This window comes from Vibrio sp. JZG120, assembly GCF_053890955.1.
Window position 1 is genome coordinate 1 of record NZ_JBSRRK010000001.1, and the last position, 16046, is coordinate 16046.

16 protein-coding genes are annotated in these 16046 nt (G+C 44.4%); 13 read left to right on the plus strand and 3 right to left on the minus strand.

Annotated elements, in window-relative coordinates; translation table 11 throughout:
- The first annotated feature begins 353 nt into the window (after nt 1-353).
- Entirely contained in the window at nt 354-1115 is a 762-nt protein-coding gene (locus ACWPOD_RS00005; protein ID WP_167427182.1) for a cytosolic protein, read from the plus strand.
- A gap of 103 nt (nt 1116-1218) precedes the next feature.
- Nucleotides 1219-2250, plus strand: a complete 1032-nt coding sequence (locus tag ACWPOD_RS00010; RefSeq protein WP_167427183.1) for a cytosolic protein — start codon at nt 1219-1221, stop codon at nt 2248-2250.
- A 156-nt stretch (nt 2251-2406) separates the two neighbouring features.
- Here ACWPOD_RS00010 and ACWPOD_RS00015 read toward each other — a convergent pair whose 3' ends face one another.
- Both ACWPOD_RS00015 and ACWPOD_RS00020 read right to left on the minus strand, forming a co-directional pair.
- Nucleotides 2407-2763: a YibL family ribosome-associated protein gene (locus ACWPOD_RS00015; RefSeq protein WP_005374274.1), complete on the minus strand. Its 357-nt coding sequence runs from the start codon at nt 2761-2763 to the stop codon at nt 2407-2409.
- An 85-nt stretch (nt 2764-2848) separates the two neighbouring features.
- On the minus strand, nt 2849-3844 hold the full coding sequence (locus tag ACWPOD_RS00020; RefSeq protein WP_167427184.1) for a 2-hydroxyacid dehydrogenase: 996 nt from the start codon (nt 3842-3844) through the stop codon (nt 2849-2851).
- Nucleotides 3845-4132: 288 nt separating this feature from the next.
- Here ACWPOD_RS00020 and ACWPOD_RS00025 point away from each other — a divergent pair, with 288 nt between their 5' ends.
- Complete coding sequence (locus ACWPOD_RS00025; RefSeq protein ID WP_167427185.1) at nt 4133-4615, plus strand: L,D-transpeptidase family protein; 483 nt, start codon at nt 4133-4135, stop codon at nt 4613-4615.
- A 35-nt stretch (nt 4616-4650) separates the two neighbouring features.
- On the opposite strand, the gene ACWPOD_RS00030 is transcribed toward ACWPOD_RS00025, so the two are convergent.
- The gene (locus ACWPOD_RS00030; RefSeq protein ID WP_167427186.1) at nt 4651-5361 is read right to left on the minus strand and encodes a glycerophosphodiester phosphodiesterase family protein; all 711 of its coding nucleotides are present in this window, start codon (nt 5359-5361) and stop codon (nt 4651-4653) included.
- A gap of 239 nt (nt 5362-5600) precedes the next feature.
- Here ACWPOD_RS00030 and ACWPOD_RS00035 point away from each other — a divergent pair, with 239 nt between their 5' ends.
- The 10 genes from ACWPOD_RS00035 to ACWPOD_RS00080 all read left to right on the plus strand — a co-directional run bounded on the left by ACWPOD_RS00035 (nt 5601) and on the right by ACWPOD_RS00080 (nt 15998).
- Nucleotides 5601-6554, plus strand: a complete 954-nt coding sequence (locus ACWPOD_RS00035) for a lactate/malate family dehydrogenase (protein ID WP_167427187.1) — start codon at nt 5601-5603, stop codon at nt 6552-6554.
- Nucleotides 6555-6701: 147 nt separating this feature from the next.
- Nucleotides 6702-7367, plus strand: coding sequence for a response regulator transcription factor (locus ACWPOD_RS00040; RefSeq protein ID WP_046873911.1), 666 nt, complete (start codon nt 6702-6704; stop codon nt 7365-7367).
- Complete coding sequence (locus tag ACWPOD_RS00045; RefSeq protein WP_005393533.1) at nt 7367-8740, plus strand: sensor histidine kinase; 1374 nt, start codon at nt 7367-7369, stop codon at nt 8738-8740. The genes ACWPOD_RS00040 and ACWPOD_RS00045 overlap by 1 nt, the downstream gene beginning before the upstream one ends.
- A 207-nt stretch (nt 8741-8947) precedes the next feature.
- Nucleotides 8948-11044: a TonB-dependent siderophore receptor gene (locus ACWPOD_RS00050; protein ID WP_167427188.1), complete on the plus strand. Its 2097-nt coding sequence runs from the start codon at nt 8948-8950 to the stop codon at nt 11042-11044.
- A 74-nt stretch (nt 11045-11118) separates the two neighbouring features.
- Nucleotides 11119-11886 carry a DUF3450 domain-containing protein gene (locus ACWPOD_RS00055; RefSeq protein WP_167427189.1) on the plus strand — a complete coding sequence of 256 codons (768 nt, stop codon included), beginning with the start codon at nt 11119-11121 and terminating at the stop codon, nt 11884-11886.
- Nucleotides 11887-13254 (plus strand): MotA/TolQ/ExbB proton channel family protein, encoded by a 1368-nt coding sequence (locus tag ACWPOD_RS00060; RefSeq protein ID WP_104973336.1) that lies wholly within the window; start codon nt 11887-11889, stop codon nt 13252-13254. It begins immediately after the preceding gene.
- Nucleotides 13254-13808, plus strand: a complete 555-nt coding sequence (locus tag ACWPOD_RS00065; RefSeq protein ID WP_006741219.1) for a MotA/TolQ/ExbB proton channel family protein — start codon at nt 13254-13256, stop codon at nt 13806-13808. The genes ACWPOD_RS00060 and ACWPOD_RS00065 overlap by 1 nt, the downstream gene beginning before the upstream one ends.
- Nucleotides 13805-14209, plus strand: a complete 405-nt coding sequence (locus ACWPOD_RS00070) for an ExbD/TolR family protein (RefSeq protein ID WP_005374257.1) — start codon at nt 13805-13807, stop codon at nt 14207-14209. Before ACWPOD_RS00065 ends, ACWPOD_RS00070 begins: the two co-directional genes overlap by 4 nt.
- Nucleotides 14209-14829: an energy transducer TonB gene (locus tag ACWPOD_RS00075; RefSeq protein WP_006741220.1), complete on the plus strand. Its 621-nt coding sequence runs from the start codon at nt 14209-14211 to the stop codon at nt 14827-14829. The genes ACWPOD_RS00070 and ACWPOD_RS00075 overlap by 1 nt, the downstream gene beginning before the upstream one ends.
- Nucleotides 14826-15998, plus strand: a complete 1173-nt coding sequence (locus tag ACWPOD_RS00080) for a tetratricopeptide repeat protein (RefSeq protein WP_167427190.1) — start codon at nt 14826-14828, stop codon at nt 15996-15998. The genes ACWPOD_RS00075 and ACWPOD_RS00080 overlap by 4 nt, the downstream gene beginning before the upstream one ends.
- Nucleotides 15999-16046: the final 48 nt, after the last annotated feature.

Genomic DNA, 16046 nt, shown 5'->3' on the forward strand with positions numbered 1-16046 from the left:
TGGTTGAAAGCACCGGTCTTGAAAACCGGCATACGTTAATAGCGTATCTAGGGTTCAAATCCCTATCTCTCCGCCACCTTTAAAAAACCGCTGTTCTTACAGCGGTTTTTTTGTATCTGCTGTTTTTTAACAGCTGTTATCGAAAACTTCTAATTGGCTTTTCTCCGGCCCTTTCTCTAAGTTCTTTAGCGTACTCACTTTGGGTTTAGTTTACGCAGTAATATCTGCAATCGAAGACATTTTCATAGGTCATTTAGGCTTTAAGTAGAGCTTTGTTAAGTCTCAACGTGGGATGCTTAAAAGCATTTTGATAGAGTTTCAGTCTAAATACTGCTGATGTACTAGGAGAAAAAATGAAGCTACTTTACTGGTTAGATGAATGGCAAGTGCTTACTCAAAAAGAGCAAAATGCTGCTTTACCAATTTCTGGCTACGATTTACTTGATGATGTATTTGTGAAGTATGAACTCGTCGATCTTAACAAGCCATTGTTGTTCACATTTTCTCCTTCCGGCACTGATGTGCAGGTACAAGATTTAACTCCGAATTTTTCTCCTTGGGGCTACGAGCTCGGAATACAACAAAAAGTAAACATTATTGCCTTTCAACATTTAGGACAAAGTAATTGGTTCCGTAGTCGGAATTTGATTTTCTTTCTGGAGCAGCTGTCTGAGTTGCTTCATCCCTTCCAATGTCGTTTGGGTTATGGGCAAAGTCGAGGTGGCTTTGCAATTGGCGCGTTCGCTAACTTGCTGAAATTAGAACATCTTTTGTTGTTTTATCCTGTGAGCACAAAAAATAAAGCTTTAGTGCCTTGGGATGATCGGCCCAGCACTGAGCTTGCTCAACAGTTCGATTGGGAAGGCGGCTACCATGATCGAGATTTGGGCAATGCCAAAGGTTACATTATTTATGACCCCACCAATCGTATTGATCGTCTTCATGCTGAACGTTACCCAGAGCTAACTCATTTAAAAGTCGTCGGTATGGGGCACGGCACTCAATCCACACAATTAGATAAATTAGAATTTTTTAATCTGGTGGCGAAGGAGTTTGTTCGTCATCAAACCATAGATATTGACCAATTTAATAAGCAAATTCACGCTTTGTTTTAAAAGAGGACTGATATCAGAGTCCCCTGTAACCAGGGGGAGATGATCACACACTAAAAACTAGATTTTTAACACAATTGCTAGGCGCAATTTAGATGGAGGATTAATGAAGTTACTGTACTGGTTGGATGAATGGCTGGCTCTTTCTCGTGAAGACCAGCAAACCAGGCTACCGATGTCCGGGGAGGACTTACTTGATGATGTGTTTGTTAAGTATGAGTTTGTCGACCGCAATAAACCGCTGTTGTTCACCTTTTCCCCTGCTGGTACGAATCTACAAGTACAGGACTTACACTCAGACTTTGCGCCTTGGGGCTATCGCTTAGCCCAGAAACAAAAAGTAAATATTATTTCTTTTCAGCACCTTGGGAAAAGTAACTGGTTTCGCAGCCGTAATTTGATTTTCTTTCTAGAGCAGTTATCGACATTACTTGAGCCTTTTGAATGCCGTTTAGGTTATGGCCTTAGCCGCGGTGGTTTTGCTATTGGCGCTTTTTCCAATCTATTAAAGTTGGATCAAGTATTGATGTTTCACCCGGTCAGTACAAAAAACAAAGTGCTAGTGCCATGGGATGACAGGCCAAGTACTGAACTTGCCCAACAATTTGATTGGGAAGGAAAGTACCACGACCTCGACCTTGGAGATGCAAAAGGTTACATCATTTATGATCCAACCAATGAAATCGACCGCCTTCACGCCAAACGCTACCCAGAGCTCACTCACTTGAGAGTCTTCGGTATGGGACATGGTACCCACGCGACGTATTTGAATAAATTCGGTTTTTATAAGCAAGTGGCTGTAGACTTTATACGTTATCAGAAGATAGATATAGCGCAGTTTCGTCATCAGACTAAAACGCTGCGATTAAAAGAAGATTACTATCAGTGCCTTAACAAGGCGAATGCGAGTTCACAGCATCGTTTGAACTTACTGAGTACCGCTCATAATGTGTTAATTGAAGAAAAGAAAGAACATGTGAAGGAGCATCAAGCGCAAATCGATATTCAGCCACTTGTTGATATTGCGATGAAGCATGAGCATGACAATCCGCAAGATGCAGTACAACTTTTGGAAGTGGCTCAGCAGTTAGTTCCGAATGACCCCGTTGTGGAGCACAAGTTGCAGCAACTGTCGTAGGCGAGTAATGCAGACTGGCATTTTGAATTTGGTCAGTGGCTTTTGTCGCTGGCCTTTTTAAGAGCTTATGGGTTGATATTTCGATGAAATTTAATGAAGCAGTACAAAATAAAAAGCCCAAGCAAATGCTTAGGCTCAACGAGTATTAATATGAGTTTAAAACTCTTTTGGCGCAAAGCCTGTCATGACATCGAGGCGAAGCTCTTTACCAACTTTTGTTAGTGGGTGAACGATTACTAAGCCGCGTACGCGTTTTTTCAGTTTGCCGATGTCCGCTTGTTCTGCTTTGGTGATTTCACGAGAGAATGGCATATCAAGTAAGCTTTTACGTTCTTTGTTCAGCTCATAGTTTTGCTTATGCTTTAACTGGTTAAGCTTTTTGGTTAGCTGTTCTACTTCATCCGTGAACTTTGTAATCATTTCGTGATCACCACGAGAACGTGCCGCATCAAGTTTACGTTGGCATGTATCTAAACGGTTGTGCAGCTTTTGAATATCAGTTTTTATGCTCATGGTAATTTGGCTCAAATTTTAAATAGTCGAGAAGTATAGCATAGCTGAGATCACACGCTCTACTATACTTCTCGATTGTCTGGCTTTAGTTAATCAGTTCATTGCCCGATACGTTACCAGAGAAGAAGGCTTCGACGTTATCGAGCGTAACTGAGGCAATATTATTAAGTGCTTCGTGAGTCAAGAATGCTTGGTGGCCAGTAAAGAGCACGTTATGACAAGCCGATAAGCGACGGAAAACATCGTCTACAATGACATCGTTAGATTTATCTTGGAAGAACAAGTCTTTTTCATTGTCATACACGTCTAGACCAAGCGCGCCAATCTTACCTTGTTTCAATGCCTCTATCGCTGCTAGTGAATCCAGCAACTCGCCTCGACTGGTGTTAATGATCATCACACCATCTTTCATTTGCGCGAAGGCTTTTTCGTTCAATAGGTGATAGTTTTCTTCACTCATTGGACAATGGAGAGAGATAATATCCGCATTAGCGTAGATTTCTTCAAGCGAACAGTAACGCGCTCCCATTTTTAGTGCTAATGGATTTTCGTAAGGGTCATAGCAAAGCAGCTCCATGCCAAGCCCTTTGAAGATACGCATCGTCGCGATACCAATCTTACCTGTACCAATGACACCAACGGTTTTCCCGTAAAAGTTAAAGCCAACTAGGCCCTCTAGCGAGAAGTTGGCGTCACGTGTACGTTGGTAGGCTTTGTGAAGGCGACGATTTAGGCACATCATCAAACCGACTGTGTGTTCAGCCACCGCTTCTGGTGAGTAAGCAGGAACTCGAACCACTTGTAAGCCAAGTTCTTTAGCGGCTTGTAGATCAACTTTATCAAAACCCGCGCAGCGCATGGCAATAAGCTTAGTTCCGCCTAGAGAAAGCTGTTTAAGAACGGGAGCTGAAAGGTCATCATTGACGAAAGCACACACGACATCGCAACCATGTGCCATTTTGGCGGTTTTTTCGGTTAGCCGGAAGTCGTGATAGTGGAATTCAAAATCTCGGTTATTTTTAATTTTATTAAAAGAGGCCTCGTCGTAGGATTTTGCACTAAAAAAAGCAATATTAATCATGGTTCCCTCTCAAAAAGTGCGGACTTTATAAATAAATATACTTATAAAGTAATGCAACTTAGGCGGAATGAATAGAGAAATCTTCTCTTTAACTTTTGCCATATCAAACAACGATAACGATCACGCCTTTCAATGAGTATTATCTTACGATTCTGCACTTGTGCGTTCATCCATTAGCTCCTGGGGTAATACAGGGTCTACCCTAGATACTGTTTGCTTTACGGGCGCTAACTGACTAGCATAATCGCTCTTTTCTTGTTCACTTTAGTTAGGTTAGGCGTTCCGGCAATGTCAGTGAAATGGTTCTCTATGTTCTTGTGTTGTGTGTTGGCTTCTGGCGTCCATGCAGCTGTAGATCTTGTTAAAGTCGACAAGTCAAAGCGTCGAATGTATTTAATGGAACAAGGCACAATACTAAAAGAATACCGCATTGCTTTAGGGGCAAGCCCTCAAGGGCATAAACAAGAAGAGGGAGACAATCGTACACCTGAGGGCGAATACACCTTAGATTACGTTATAGAAGACTCTGCTTTTTATCGTTCTGTGCATATTAGCTACCCTGATGCGATTGATACGTTGGAAGCGAAGCGCCGAGGTGTGTCCCCAGGAGGAAACATCAAAATTCATGGTTTAAAAAACGGTGAGAGTCAGTTGCCGATTTATATCCAAAGCTTTGATTGGACCAATGGGTGTATTGCGATTACCAATGAAGAGATGGATGAATTTATCCAGCTTGTCGAGATGGGGACACCAATTCAGATTGAGTGGTAACGAAATGGTGCCTCTGAAGCTCAAGGTGGTATGTGCTATGGCATAAAGCGTTGTGGATGATCACTGAATATACCGTCTAACTGAGGTAGGTACTTCAGTTTGTTTGGATTGTTCACTGTATAACACATCACTTTGTAACCCGCCTGCTGGAGTTTGTTTATTTGGCGCGAGCGAACCCAGTTAATGTTTAGGTTGCAGCTATAGGCGTTAACTTCTTCCAAAAGGCGTTTATCTTTTCTCGTTAAGAATTCACTCAATACACCTAATCGATACTCACTGCAGTATTTATGCAGCGCTCTAATGACATCATGACTAAAACTGGAGAGTAGTACCTTCTCTTGCGGCATGGGACTTTTTGCCAGTACGTTTGCGAGAGCTTGTGCCACTTCTTCTGCTGGGTGGCGATCTACCTTAACTTCAATATTCAAGTTAAGCTTATGCTCAGTAGCTAAAGTGAGCAGCTCATCTAATGTCATGATTTTCTCACCTGAAAAATCTGCGCTGAACCAGCTACCAAAATCCAACGCCTTTAACTCTTCCAGAGTCAGTTCATCGACACGCCCTTGTCCATTACTGCATCGATTTATGGTGTGATCATGGCAAACCACTAAAACATTATCTTTGGTCGGTTGTACATCAACTTCAACCCAATTTAATCCGAGGTCAATGGCGGCCTGAACGCTCACTTTTGTATTTTCTGGGTATGAGCCAGCAACACCACGATGACCAATTACTAATGTTTCCATGTTCTTCATCTTCTGCTTTGTGATGAGCAGATTGTACTCGTTTTTTGCTTTGAAGATATACCTCAAGGTGCATGTTGTAAGATCGTCTTAATAAAAGCTACATCGCCCATTCGTCAAGGTAGGTCGTTGGAAGCACTCCTGTCGAATCATGAACCAAAGTTGGACTTTTATTCTCCTGCCGCTCATTTTTAAAGAGCAAGGTAGTTGCGAGTGCATCATGGTTATCGGGAGAGAGAAATATGAAGATCGGTGTTATTGGTGCAGGAGCTGTTGGTGTGGGAGTATGTAATTACTTACTCACTCTGGGTGGTATTAGTGAGCTTGTTCTACTTGATAAAAATTTAGAACGTGCCGAGGGTGAAGTGTTTGATTTTCGTCACACGATGGCACTGACTTTTTCAAAAAACACACGCATTATGCCGTCGGATGATTACTTAGATTTACTCGAAGCCTCTCTTGTTGTTATCACCGCTGGTACGCAGATTAAACAAGGACAAACTCGTTTAGATATTGCTGAGGTTAATGCTCAAATTGGAGTTGATATTGCGCGTCAAATAGAACGCGTAGCGCCAAATGCGGTGTTGATTGTTGTGTCAAACCCATGTGATATCGTGGCGCACTTTATTGTCACCAACACCGGTTTTGAGCCTAGTAAAGTTATTAGCAGTGGCTGTGTAGTTGATACCGCTCGTTTAATGAGTATTGTTGCTGGCCGTGTAGACCTAGACCCGAAGAACGTGTTTGGTTATGTATTAGGAGAGCATGGTAGCCATTGCTTTACTCCTAAGAGCTTAATTTCTATCGCTGGGCAACCGGCCGACTATTACTGCGATACCCATAACATTGAGAGAATTGATCCGCACGCACTTCTTGAGGCGGTGAAACAGGCGGGATACGAAATCTTTCGGCGTAAGCAGAACACCGTTCATGGCATTGCCGCCAGTGTCTTTCGAATCATTCAAGCTGTGACGATTAACGAACGATCGGTGTTGCCCGTCGGTACGATGATGTCGGGGCAATATGGTTTGCATGATGTTGTTCTCAGCCTACCTACGGTTATTGGAAAAAGCGGAGCAAATTCAGTTCTGATGCATCCCTTCACTGAAGAGGAGCTTGTCACATTAAAAACGATCAGCACCCATTTAAAACACATCGTGGAAAATGTCGCTAAGCAGACGAATCTAATGCCCTGATCTACCCTCATTATCAGGTGCTAGTTAACTTAGCACTCCGGTCTACTGCTATAGAGCTATTTGTACTAAAGCCCTAGGATGTGTAGTTGTTTAATTTGTAAATGAGTAATAGAATGCGAACCATTTTTATTTGAATGGTGAGTGGTAATGTCTCGAGTTTTGATAGTGGATGATGACGTTCCTTTGTGTGAGCTATTAGAAGCAGTTTTGCAAGAGGAGGGCTATATTGTCTCTTCTGTACATTGCGGTGAAAGTGCTTTGCAATATATGGAAAAAACGCCGGTAGATCTTGTACTGCTTGATGTCATGTTACCAAACCTTAACGGCATGCAAGTTGCCCGTAGAATCTGTCAACGCTTCGCGACACCTATTCTAATGCTTACTGCTCTTAATGATGAAAACTCGATGCTTGATGGCTACCAAGCGGGAGCCGATCAGTACATAGGAAAGCCTTTTAATGTTGCTGAGCTTCTGATGCGCATCAAAGCGATTCTTCGTCGTGTTGGTTTAGAGCGCCAACGTCAGGCGATGTGCAGTACCGTTCAAACGATCAGTGATCAGCTCAATAGCTTACCACTCACAAGCACGGAAGCCGAGTTACTGAGCTATCTAGTCAAAAACCAAGGTGTGGTGATTTCAAAAGCGGAACTCCAAACCGAAGTATTAAAGAAAGAGCTAAGCCCTTTTGACCGCAACCTTGATATGCACATCAGTAATATACGTCGCAAGCTAGTAGAAGCAGGGCTCTCTAAGCAACATATCAAAACCTTCCGTGGCAAAGGTTACAGCTACCTAGAGGCTGTAAACAATTAATGAAGCTCACGTGCCCACCTTTTATCGCGAAACGTAAAGACAGCTTAGCGTTTAAGTTGTTTAGTTATATGACTGCAATTGTGATAAGTATTTTGGTCGTACAAGCAATGGCGGAGCAAGCTCTCGTGAAAGCCATGCTAAAAGTGCCGGACAGTGTGCGAGAAGAAATGCTCGATCTTGCACATCAAGCCAATGTGCTGATTGAGCACGGAGACATGGATGAACTTGCGGATTGGGCGAACGCGCAAAACTTTTATCTGTTTGTGCTGAATGAGCACCAGCAACCCGTCACTCACCGTTTAATGCATCCACACTTCGAGTTCAAACTTCAATTTAAAAGAAGTATTGATGATCAACTTGAGGGAAAGGTAAATCGCCCGATTATCAATATCCCTTTGGTTAAAGATAATAGCTTGGTGATTCAACTGCCACATCGACTGCATCCCGCACATGACTTCATTTTATATTTCTCTATTCTCAAAGTGGTGATTGCGGTAGTTATTTTGGCGTTGTTCTCATTGCTAATGGCACGCAACTTACAACAGCCGCTTGATCGCTTAAGAGAAGCAAGCAAAAAGCTATCTAACGGCGACTTTAATGTCAGTGTGGTGAAAGAGTTAAAATCGAATACGCGCGAGTTTAACGAGCTGGCGCAAGACTTCGACCACATGACACAGCAAATTCATTCTCTTGCCGAAAAGCAGCGATTGCTTATAAGAGATGTCTCCCACGAGCTCCGAACGCCGTTAGCAAGACAGAATTTAGTTCTACACCTTTTGCGGAAGCGAGTTGGGGAGAACGAGCAAAGCTTGGTGACCAGGCTAGAAGACGAAGCTAAAGAGCTAAACCATTTGATAAGCGATATCTTGGAGTTCAGTCGCTTGGAAAATGCGCGTTTCGACAAAGGTGCGAAACGCCGTGATTTAGAGGTGTTGCTCGCACCGCAAGTAGAGCGGTGCAAAATCGATTTAAAACCAGAACAAACATTGTCATTCCGTTCAGAAGCAACATGCGCCAAAGCTTTTTGCGAAGAAACGCTCATCATTCGTTGTTTGAATAATCTTGTTGGAAATGCCATCAAATATTCAGGGCAAGCATCTCAGATAGAAGTTTCTCTGGCTAATCATGTCAAAGATGGGCAGCAATTGATTTCCATGTCTGTATCCGACAATGGGCCTGGTATTCCAGAGAACAAGTTGGTCGATATTTTTGACCCGTTTACTCGCTTAGATGCATCAAGAGATAAGAAGCTTGGCGGCTACGGCTTAGGTCTCGCGATTGTCAAAGAATCCATGCGCATTATGGGTGGATCCGTTACGGCGAAAAATCGTGAACAAGGAGGTCTGAGTGTTACTTTGGTGTTCAAGCAGTAAGTATGGTTAAGTCTTATTAACTGTGATTTTGATCACGTTATTGTAGCTCATCATCAGAGAGTACTTTACAAAAGTTTGCAAATGCAAAGAATGTAAATTTAATGCAAATGGTAATACTTATCACTTATATTCACCCGCGAAATAATTAAGAGGGAATCGCATTCAACAAGCATGTGACCCGAAAAATAATAATCGGAGTGAAAGGATATGTTTACTAAGAGCCATTTGGCGCTAGTGATCGGTGCGGTGTTAGCAACACCTGCAGTGGCGGACGTTCAAACAGACGAACATGTAGTTGTAGAAGGTCGAGAGTTCGGCTACAAGGCGGATACAAACAGTACAGCAATGCGCATGGAAATGACGCAGCTGGAAACGCCAGGACAAGTAGCGGTTATCGATGAAACGGTAATTGATGAGCAGCGTGCAAGTACACTTGGTGAAGTGCTACGTAACGATGCAAGTGTTAGCGCGGGTGGTACAAGCCGTAACCGCGAACGTTTCTCTCTACGTGGTTTTGAGCTTAGTAGTTCAGACGGTTTTCTTCGTGATGGCCGTCAACACTGGTCACACTACCGTCAGCCAATTGAGCTTTTAGAGCGTGTTGAAGTGCTTAAAGGTCCATCAGGCCTGCTATATGGTAAATCTGAGCCGGGTGGCTTAGTAAACATGGTTTCGAAAAAACCAACAACTCAAACACAAGCTAGTTTGAGTCAAGATCTAGGTTCGAATGATCACTCACGCACGGTGCTTGATGTGAGTGGCGCGCTAAATGATGCAGAGACACTGCGCGCGCGCGCAATTTTTGCCAAAGAAAGCTACGGCTCTTGGCGCAGCTACGGCGATGGTACCGAGCCAGAAACGGATCGTACGGTTGCGGGCCTAGTGGTTGAGTACGACATCACCGACAACTTTATGGTGTCAGCGCATTACGATCGCACGAAAGACGATGGTAGCGTGGATTCTGGTGCATACATTATTGATGGCAAAGCGGTTCGCGGTGATAAGTATATCTGGGATGCGCAGTGGTCTGAAATTGATAACGATGTAGAAAACTATGGCATCGATATTAATGCTCAAGTGACTGACAATGTAAACGTAAAAGCGGGTTACAACCGCCAAGACTTTAAGCGTTTTGATGTGGAGTCTTACCCTAAGTTTGATAATTATGACAAAGACGGTGTGATTCGACACAAAGGGAATGATCGCTCCGATAATTGGGTATTTGATACTGCATATATAGATGTGACGACGGACTTGACTTTGTTCGGTACGGAAAACACGTTGTTAGTGGGCGCTAACTACTTAGATTACAGTTATGATCGCTTTATGGCATTTCATAATGAGGCGAGTATTGCGCCAGGAGAAACGGTGCCTAAGCCTGGCTATCGTAGTTCGAAGAAATCACCAACAACTGAGTACGATACTTGGGGTATCTATGCGCAAAACATGATGACTATTAACGAGTCTTGGCAAGTACTTGCAGGGGTTCGTTATGATGAAAAGCGTAATGATGACCTGACAGAGAATCAAGTTTCTCCTAAGTTTGGTGTGATTTTCCACCCAGCGACAAATGGCTCGGTTTACGTTCAGTACTCTGAAAGCTTTATGCCGCAAGGTGAAGTCAGCAGTGGTCGTGGCAAAACTTACGTGAACGATGGCGAGAAGCTAGACGCAGAGCGTGGTATCTCTTACGAGATCGGAACTAAGTGGGAACTGTTCGATCAGCGCTTATTTGTATCCGGTGCAGTGTTTGATATCACATTAGAGAACATCTCGCTGGATGTTGAAAGCGGCAAAGACGCAGGCGGTAATCTCCTACACAAGAAAACGCAAGGTGGTGAGCAAGTTCACAAAGGTGCTGAGTTAATGGCTCAAGGTTTTGTGACCCCAGAGTTGTCGCTAACCGCTTCTGCAATGTACTTGGATGCAGAGCTTAAGAAGGCAGAAAGATATGAAGGCAACCGCCCTGTAGATGTGCCAGAGTTTTCAGCAAGTCTATGGTCTAGCTACAAGGTTCAGGACAATACGAACCTAAACCTTGGTTTGATTTATGAAGGTGATCGCTACGGTGATGCAGCGAATACCTTCAAGAAAGATGGCTACGCTCGCGTTGATATGGGCGTGTCATACAAACATAAGTACGATGAAAACTTGGATATCATTGCTCGATTCAATGTCGAGAATTTATTCGATACCGACTACTTCGCAGGTGGTGGTAGCACGAATAGCGAGCAAAAAGGTGCGAGTGGGGTTGTGGTTGGAGAAAGCCGCAACTACATGGCAACAATCCAGTTCAAGTACTGATAACAATTTGATTATTAAAGGGGAAGGGTAGTCTTCCCCTTTGGTCGTTTTTGGAACACAGAAATATAACTCGTATGAATCTAATGAAATCAAGTATCGCTCTGTTGATATCATCGGTTTTGATTCCCGCTCACGCGGCGAACTTAAACGATGCACAAGCTGTGCAGAGTAAAACAAACCAGTCGTCGGCGGTAAGCCAAAAACGTATTGATGCAAGCGCAGAAAAATCACTTACTCTAGAAGCTGAAATTGAGCAGCTGCAAGAGGAAGTCGGTAACTTGAAGATTTATCGCGATCATCTTGCAAGCCTTGTTGAGAGCCAAAATCAAGAAGTTGATAGCTTGAACGAGCAAATTGAGCAGATTGCTCAAACTCGTCAAGGTGTCGTGCCTTTGATGTATCACATGCTTGAAGGCTTAAAAGCGCTCGTTGCTAACGACAAACCTATACGCAAAGCGCAACGTGAGGAACGAATTGCAAAGCTGGATTCCATGATGACGCGTGCAGACGTTGCGGATGCAGAGAAGTTTCGTCGTATTTTAGAAGCGTACCAAATTGAAATGGATTACGGCACCAAGCTTGGCGTTTACCAAGGCAAGGTTAACCTGGGTGACAATGAAGCTGTGGAGGCGGACATTCTCTATTTAGGGCGTTTGTCTTTGGTAGCACGTAGCTTATCTGGTGACACATTCTGGAGCTGGTCACAGCAACAACAAGCATGGCAACAAGTGGGTTCTGAGCAAAAATCAGAGCTAGATAAAGCGTTCGCTATGGCGAATAAACAGATCGCGCCGAGTATGTTAACTCTGCCAGTGTCGTTAACCGCTGCGGAGGGCAAATAAATGATGAAAAAATGGTTATCGGTTGCACTAATCTCGACAGCCGCATTAATGCCTCATACAACTGTTGCTAGTGATGCGTTGTTACAAAAGGCGCAGCAAGAAAATCGTCAACAGCAATCGCACAATGTCACGCGTGAATCAGGTTTTAAGAAAACAGAGCAAGAGCTACAGGCTATAAAGAATAAATTGGCCGCAGAGCGAGCGGCTCTTCAAGCAGAAGCGGACTCATTAAGTGTTACTTTCGGTGAAAACGAAGCGGAACTGGCGCAGCTAGAAGAAAAGCTACGTCTAGAAACCGGGAGCTTAGGTGAGCTATTTGGCGTCGTTCGCCAGAACGCAAAAGAGCTAGAGTCAGAGCTCAAGAGCTCAGTAACGGGTGTTGATGCAAATTCATATCAGAAAGATATCGATGCTATTGTTGCAGCTAAATCACTGCCAACGTTGACCCAACTTCAGGCGATGTGGCGCAGCATGGAAGAACAAATCAAAGCAAGTGGTGAGATGGCAAACGTCTCTTTCACACTGCTAAATGGCGAAGGTCGTGAACAAACGGTTAATGGTGTTCGTCTTGGTTCTATGGCGCTGCTGGATGACACTGGCTACGTTAAGTGGAATGGTCAACGCGGAGATGCGGTAAACTATCTTCGTCAGCCTGAAAGCGGTCCAACAGCGAATACTATTTCCTCTGGTGACATTGATGCGCTTGTCATTGACCCGTCACGCGGCATTCTTCTTGAGCAGCTCGCAAACTCACCGACTTTGGCTGATCGCCTAAATGCAGGCGGCGTTGTCGGTAAAATCATCCTTGGTTTATTAGCTATCGGCCTATTGATTGCTCTCGTACGTGGTGCATCTCTGATGATTTCGCGCCAGAAAATCATGAAGCAACTGAAAACTCCAGCACAGCCAGGAGACAACCCTTTGGGTCGTGTGCTTGCGGTGTATCAGAAAGATAAGCATCGCAGCGTAGAAGCGTTAGAGCTACGTCTTTTGGAAGCCGTTGTTGATGAGCAAACCCACCTAGAAAAAGGGTTGTCGATGCTGAAGCTTCTTGCTGCGCTGGCCCCTATGCTTGGTCTACTGGGCACGGTAACGGGTATGATCGAAACCTTCCAAGTCATCACTCAATTTGGTAATGGTGATCCGAAAGTAATGGCGGGTGGTATTTCGATGGCGCTTGTAACTACTGTACTTGGCCTTGTTTCAGCCATGCCATTGTTATTGGCGCACAACGTATTGAGCTCTCAAGCAGAAAATATTCGCAGTATCTTAGAAAAGCAAGGTATCGGTTTAGTTGCAGAACAAGCTGAGCGTGATATGCCGAGCAACAAAAGTCACTCTAACACCTTAGCGGAGAACGCAGCGTAATGGAGCAGATCCTACTCAACACATTGGGTTTGATCAGTGAGGATTGGGCCACAACCTTGATGAGCTTTATGCAGCAAGGTGGTCAAATCCTATGGTGGCTGGCTGCCGTCGTGGCGGTGTGCTGGCTGTTGGTTATGGAGCGAGTTATTTATCTCACAACGGTTTTCCCTGGGGTAAAGAAACAGCTTTGTGAGCAGTGGCAAGCAAGATCAGAGCACCACTCTTGGTACGCGCATCAAATCCGTGAAGGATGGATTGCAAAAGCGCAAATCGAACTGCGCCAAAACCTATCGACTATTAAACTACTTGTGGCGGTTTGCCCAATGTTAGGGTTGTTAGGGACGGTGACGGGCATGATTACGGTGTTTGACGTAATGGCATCGCAAGGCAGCAGCAATCCGAAATTGATGGCTTCTGGTATCTCACTTGCTACGCTGCCAACCATGGCGGGTATGGTAGCAGCGCTGGCGGGCATGTTTATTCATGCTCGCCTTAGCAAAGTGTGTGAACGAAAAGCTATCCAGTTAGAACAATCTTTAAGGAGTCAAAAGTGAGACTCGGACGCAGACCTAACCAACAAGATGAAGCTCAAGTCGATTTAACGTCGATGCTTGATATCGTCTTCATCATGTTGATCTTCTTCATTGTGACTAGTTCGTTTGTACGTGAATCCGGTGTAGAAGTGAACCGCCCTCAGGCTTCTAATGTGGTAAGCCAAAAAGATGCGGGCATTTTTATCGCGGTAACGGCAGCAAATGACGTGTACATCGACAAACGAGTGGTTGATATTGAGCGTGTTGAGGCCTCTATTGAGCACTTGTTACTTGATCAGCCTGATGCTTCGTTAGTTATCCAAGCTGACGAGCATGCTTACAATGGCACTGTCGTGAAAGTGATGGACGCTGCAAAAGCGGCGGGCGTGAAAAACATCGCATTGGCGGCGGAGAAACCTTAATGGGCAGGCTGTTACTTGCACTACCAGCATCATTGTTAATTTCTGTGAGCCTGTTTAGCTTTATGGCGTGGATGGTTGATAAAGGCAACCAGCGTGCGCCAGAAGCTTCGGAAGCGGTTCGTTTTGATATGGTGATGGTAGAGAATGAAGCAGACGTGCAGCGTCGTCAACGTTCAGTGCCGGAGCAACCAGAACCACCCCAAGCGCCGGAGCCAATGGATCTGTCTCAAGCTGACACTCAAATGGAGCCAATGAGCCAGATGACGCCAGTCAGTGCTTTAGGTTTGAACACTGCTCTTGAAGGTATCGCGATCAGCGCGCCAAACTTGAAGGGAACAATGGGTAACCAACAAGCACTGCCGTTGTATCGTGTTGATCCTCGTTATCCAAGTAAGGCGCTGAAACGTAGAGTTGAAGGCTATGTCATTATGCGTTTCACGATCGACGCTACGGGACGACCAAAAGATATTGAAGTGATCGAGGCTGAGCCACAGCGTATGTTCGAAAGAGAAGCGATTCGTGCGCTTAAAAAATGGAAGTATCAGCCAAAAGTTGAGGATGGTGTGTCAATTGAGCAGTATGGACAAACCGCTAAAGTGGAGTTCAAGTTAGCCAAATGATGAAAAAATTCTTAATCGGTACGGTATTAAGTCTGAGTGTACTCTCAACTATTGCCAGTGAGTTAAGCCAATACACTGCCGCGAGAGTTCAACGAGCACATAACTTGGCTCAAGAGGAGAAACTAAAAGAAGCGATTTCATCTCTTGAAGCTATGGAGCTTTCTCGTGGATATGACCAAGCTTATGTCGCTCGAATGTTGGGTATTTTTTACTGGCAGAACGAGCAAACTCAAGCGGCGATTAAGCAACTTGAGTTGGCAGTCAATAGTGGTTTGCTACAAGATGAGCAAGCATGGCAAACCCGAAAAATGTTGGCAGATATACTGCTGAACGAGCAACGCTTTTCTAAGGCGTTACCTCATTACTATGCCTTGAGCAAAAACATTCCTAAAGGTCAAAAAGCGCATGAGCTATGGCTGCGTATTTCCCAATCTCATTATCAACTGAGTCAGTGGCAGAAAGTGCTTTCAGCAATGGCTCGTTATGAGAAGTTTGGTCAGCCAGACAAGCTTGGCGCATTGTCGATAAAGCTTTCTGCTGAGCTAGAACTGAAAAAGTGGAAGCCGGCAATCTCGACCATCAAACGATTGATCGCGATTGAACCTGAGCGAATTGAATGGTGGCGTCAGCTTGTTGCTCTTTACCTGCGTGTTGATGACAACAAACGTGCTCTGGACTCTTTGGCGTTGGCAAAACTGAAAGGATTACAACTTAGCCAAGATGACTTAAAGCTGCTGGCACAATTGTACGCGAAACGAGGTATTCCTGAGAGAGCTGCGTTGGTGATGAACGAGCTAGAGGATGTAAACTCGAATAGTAAACTGAAAGCTCAGCAAGCGACGTATTGGCAAATGGCAAAAGAGTGGGAAGAGTCTATCGATAGTTGGCGTGTTGCTGCTCAGTTAGACCGACAGTATTACTGGAACTATTCTCAATTATTGGTGCAAGAAGGCCACTATAAAGATGCCCTTGCCGCGCTCGATAAGGTCAGTGGACGTAAGGCGGATGTCGCACTTATCAAAACTCGCGCTTACTACAAACTTAAGCGGTTTGAAGATGCGCTCGCTAATGCCAAAAGAGCGAATGAGATTAAACCGTCGAATCAGGCAAAAAGTTGGGTTAAGTATCTATCACAGCTACGCAAAGTAGAATCGACGCAGAACTCATAGCGAACACTTTTATTAAATACCCGAGCTCAGTCTCGGGTATTTTTTTGT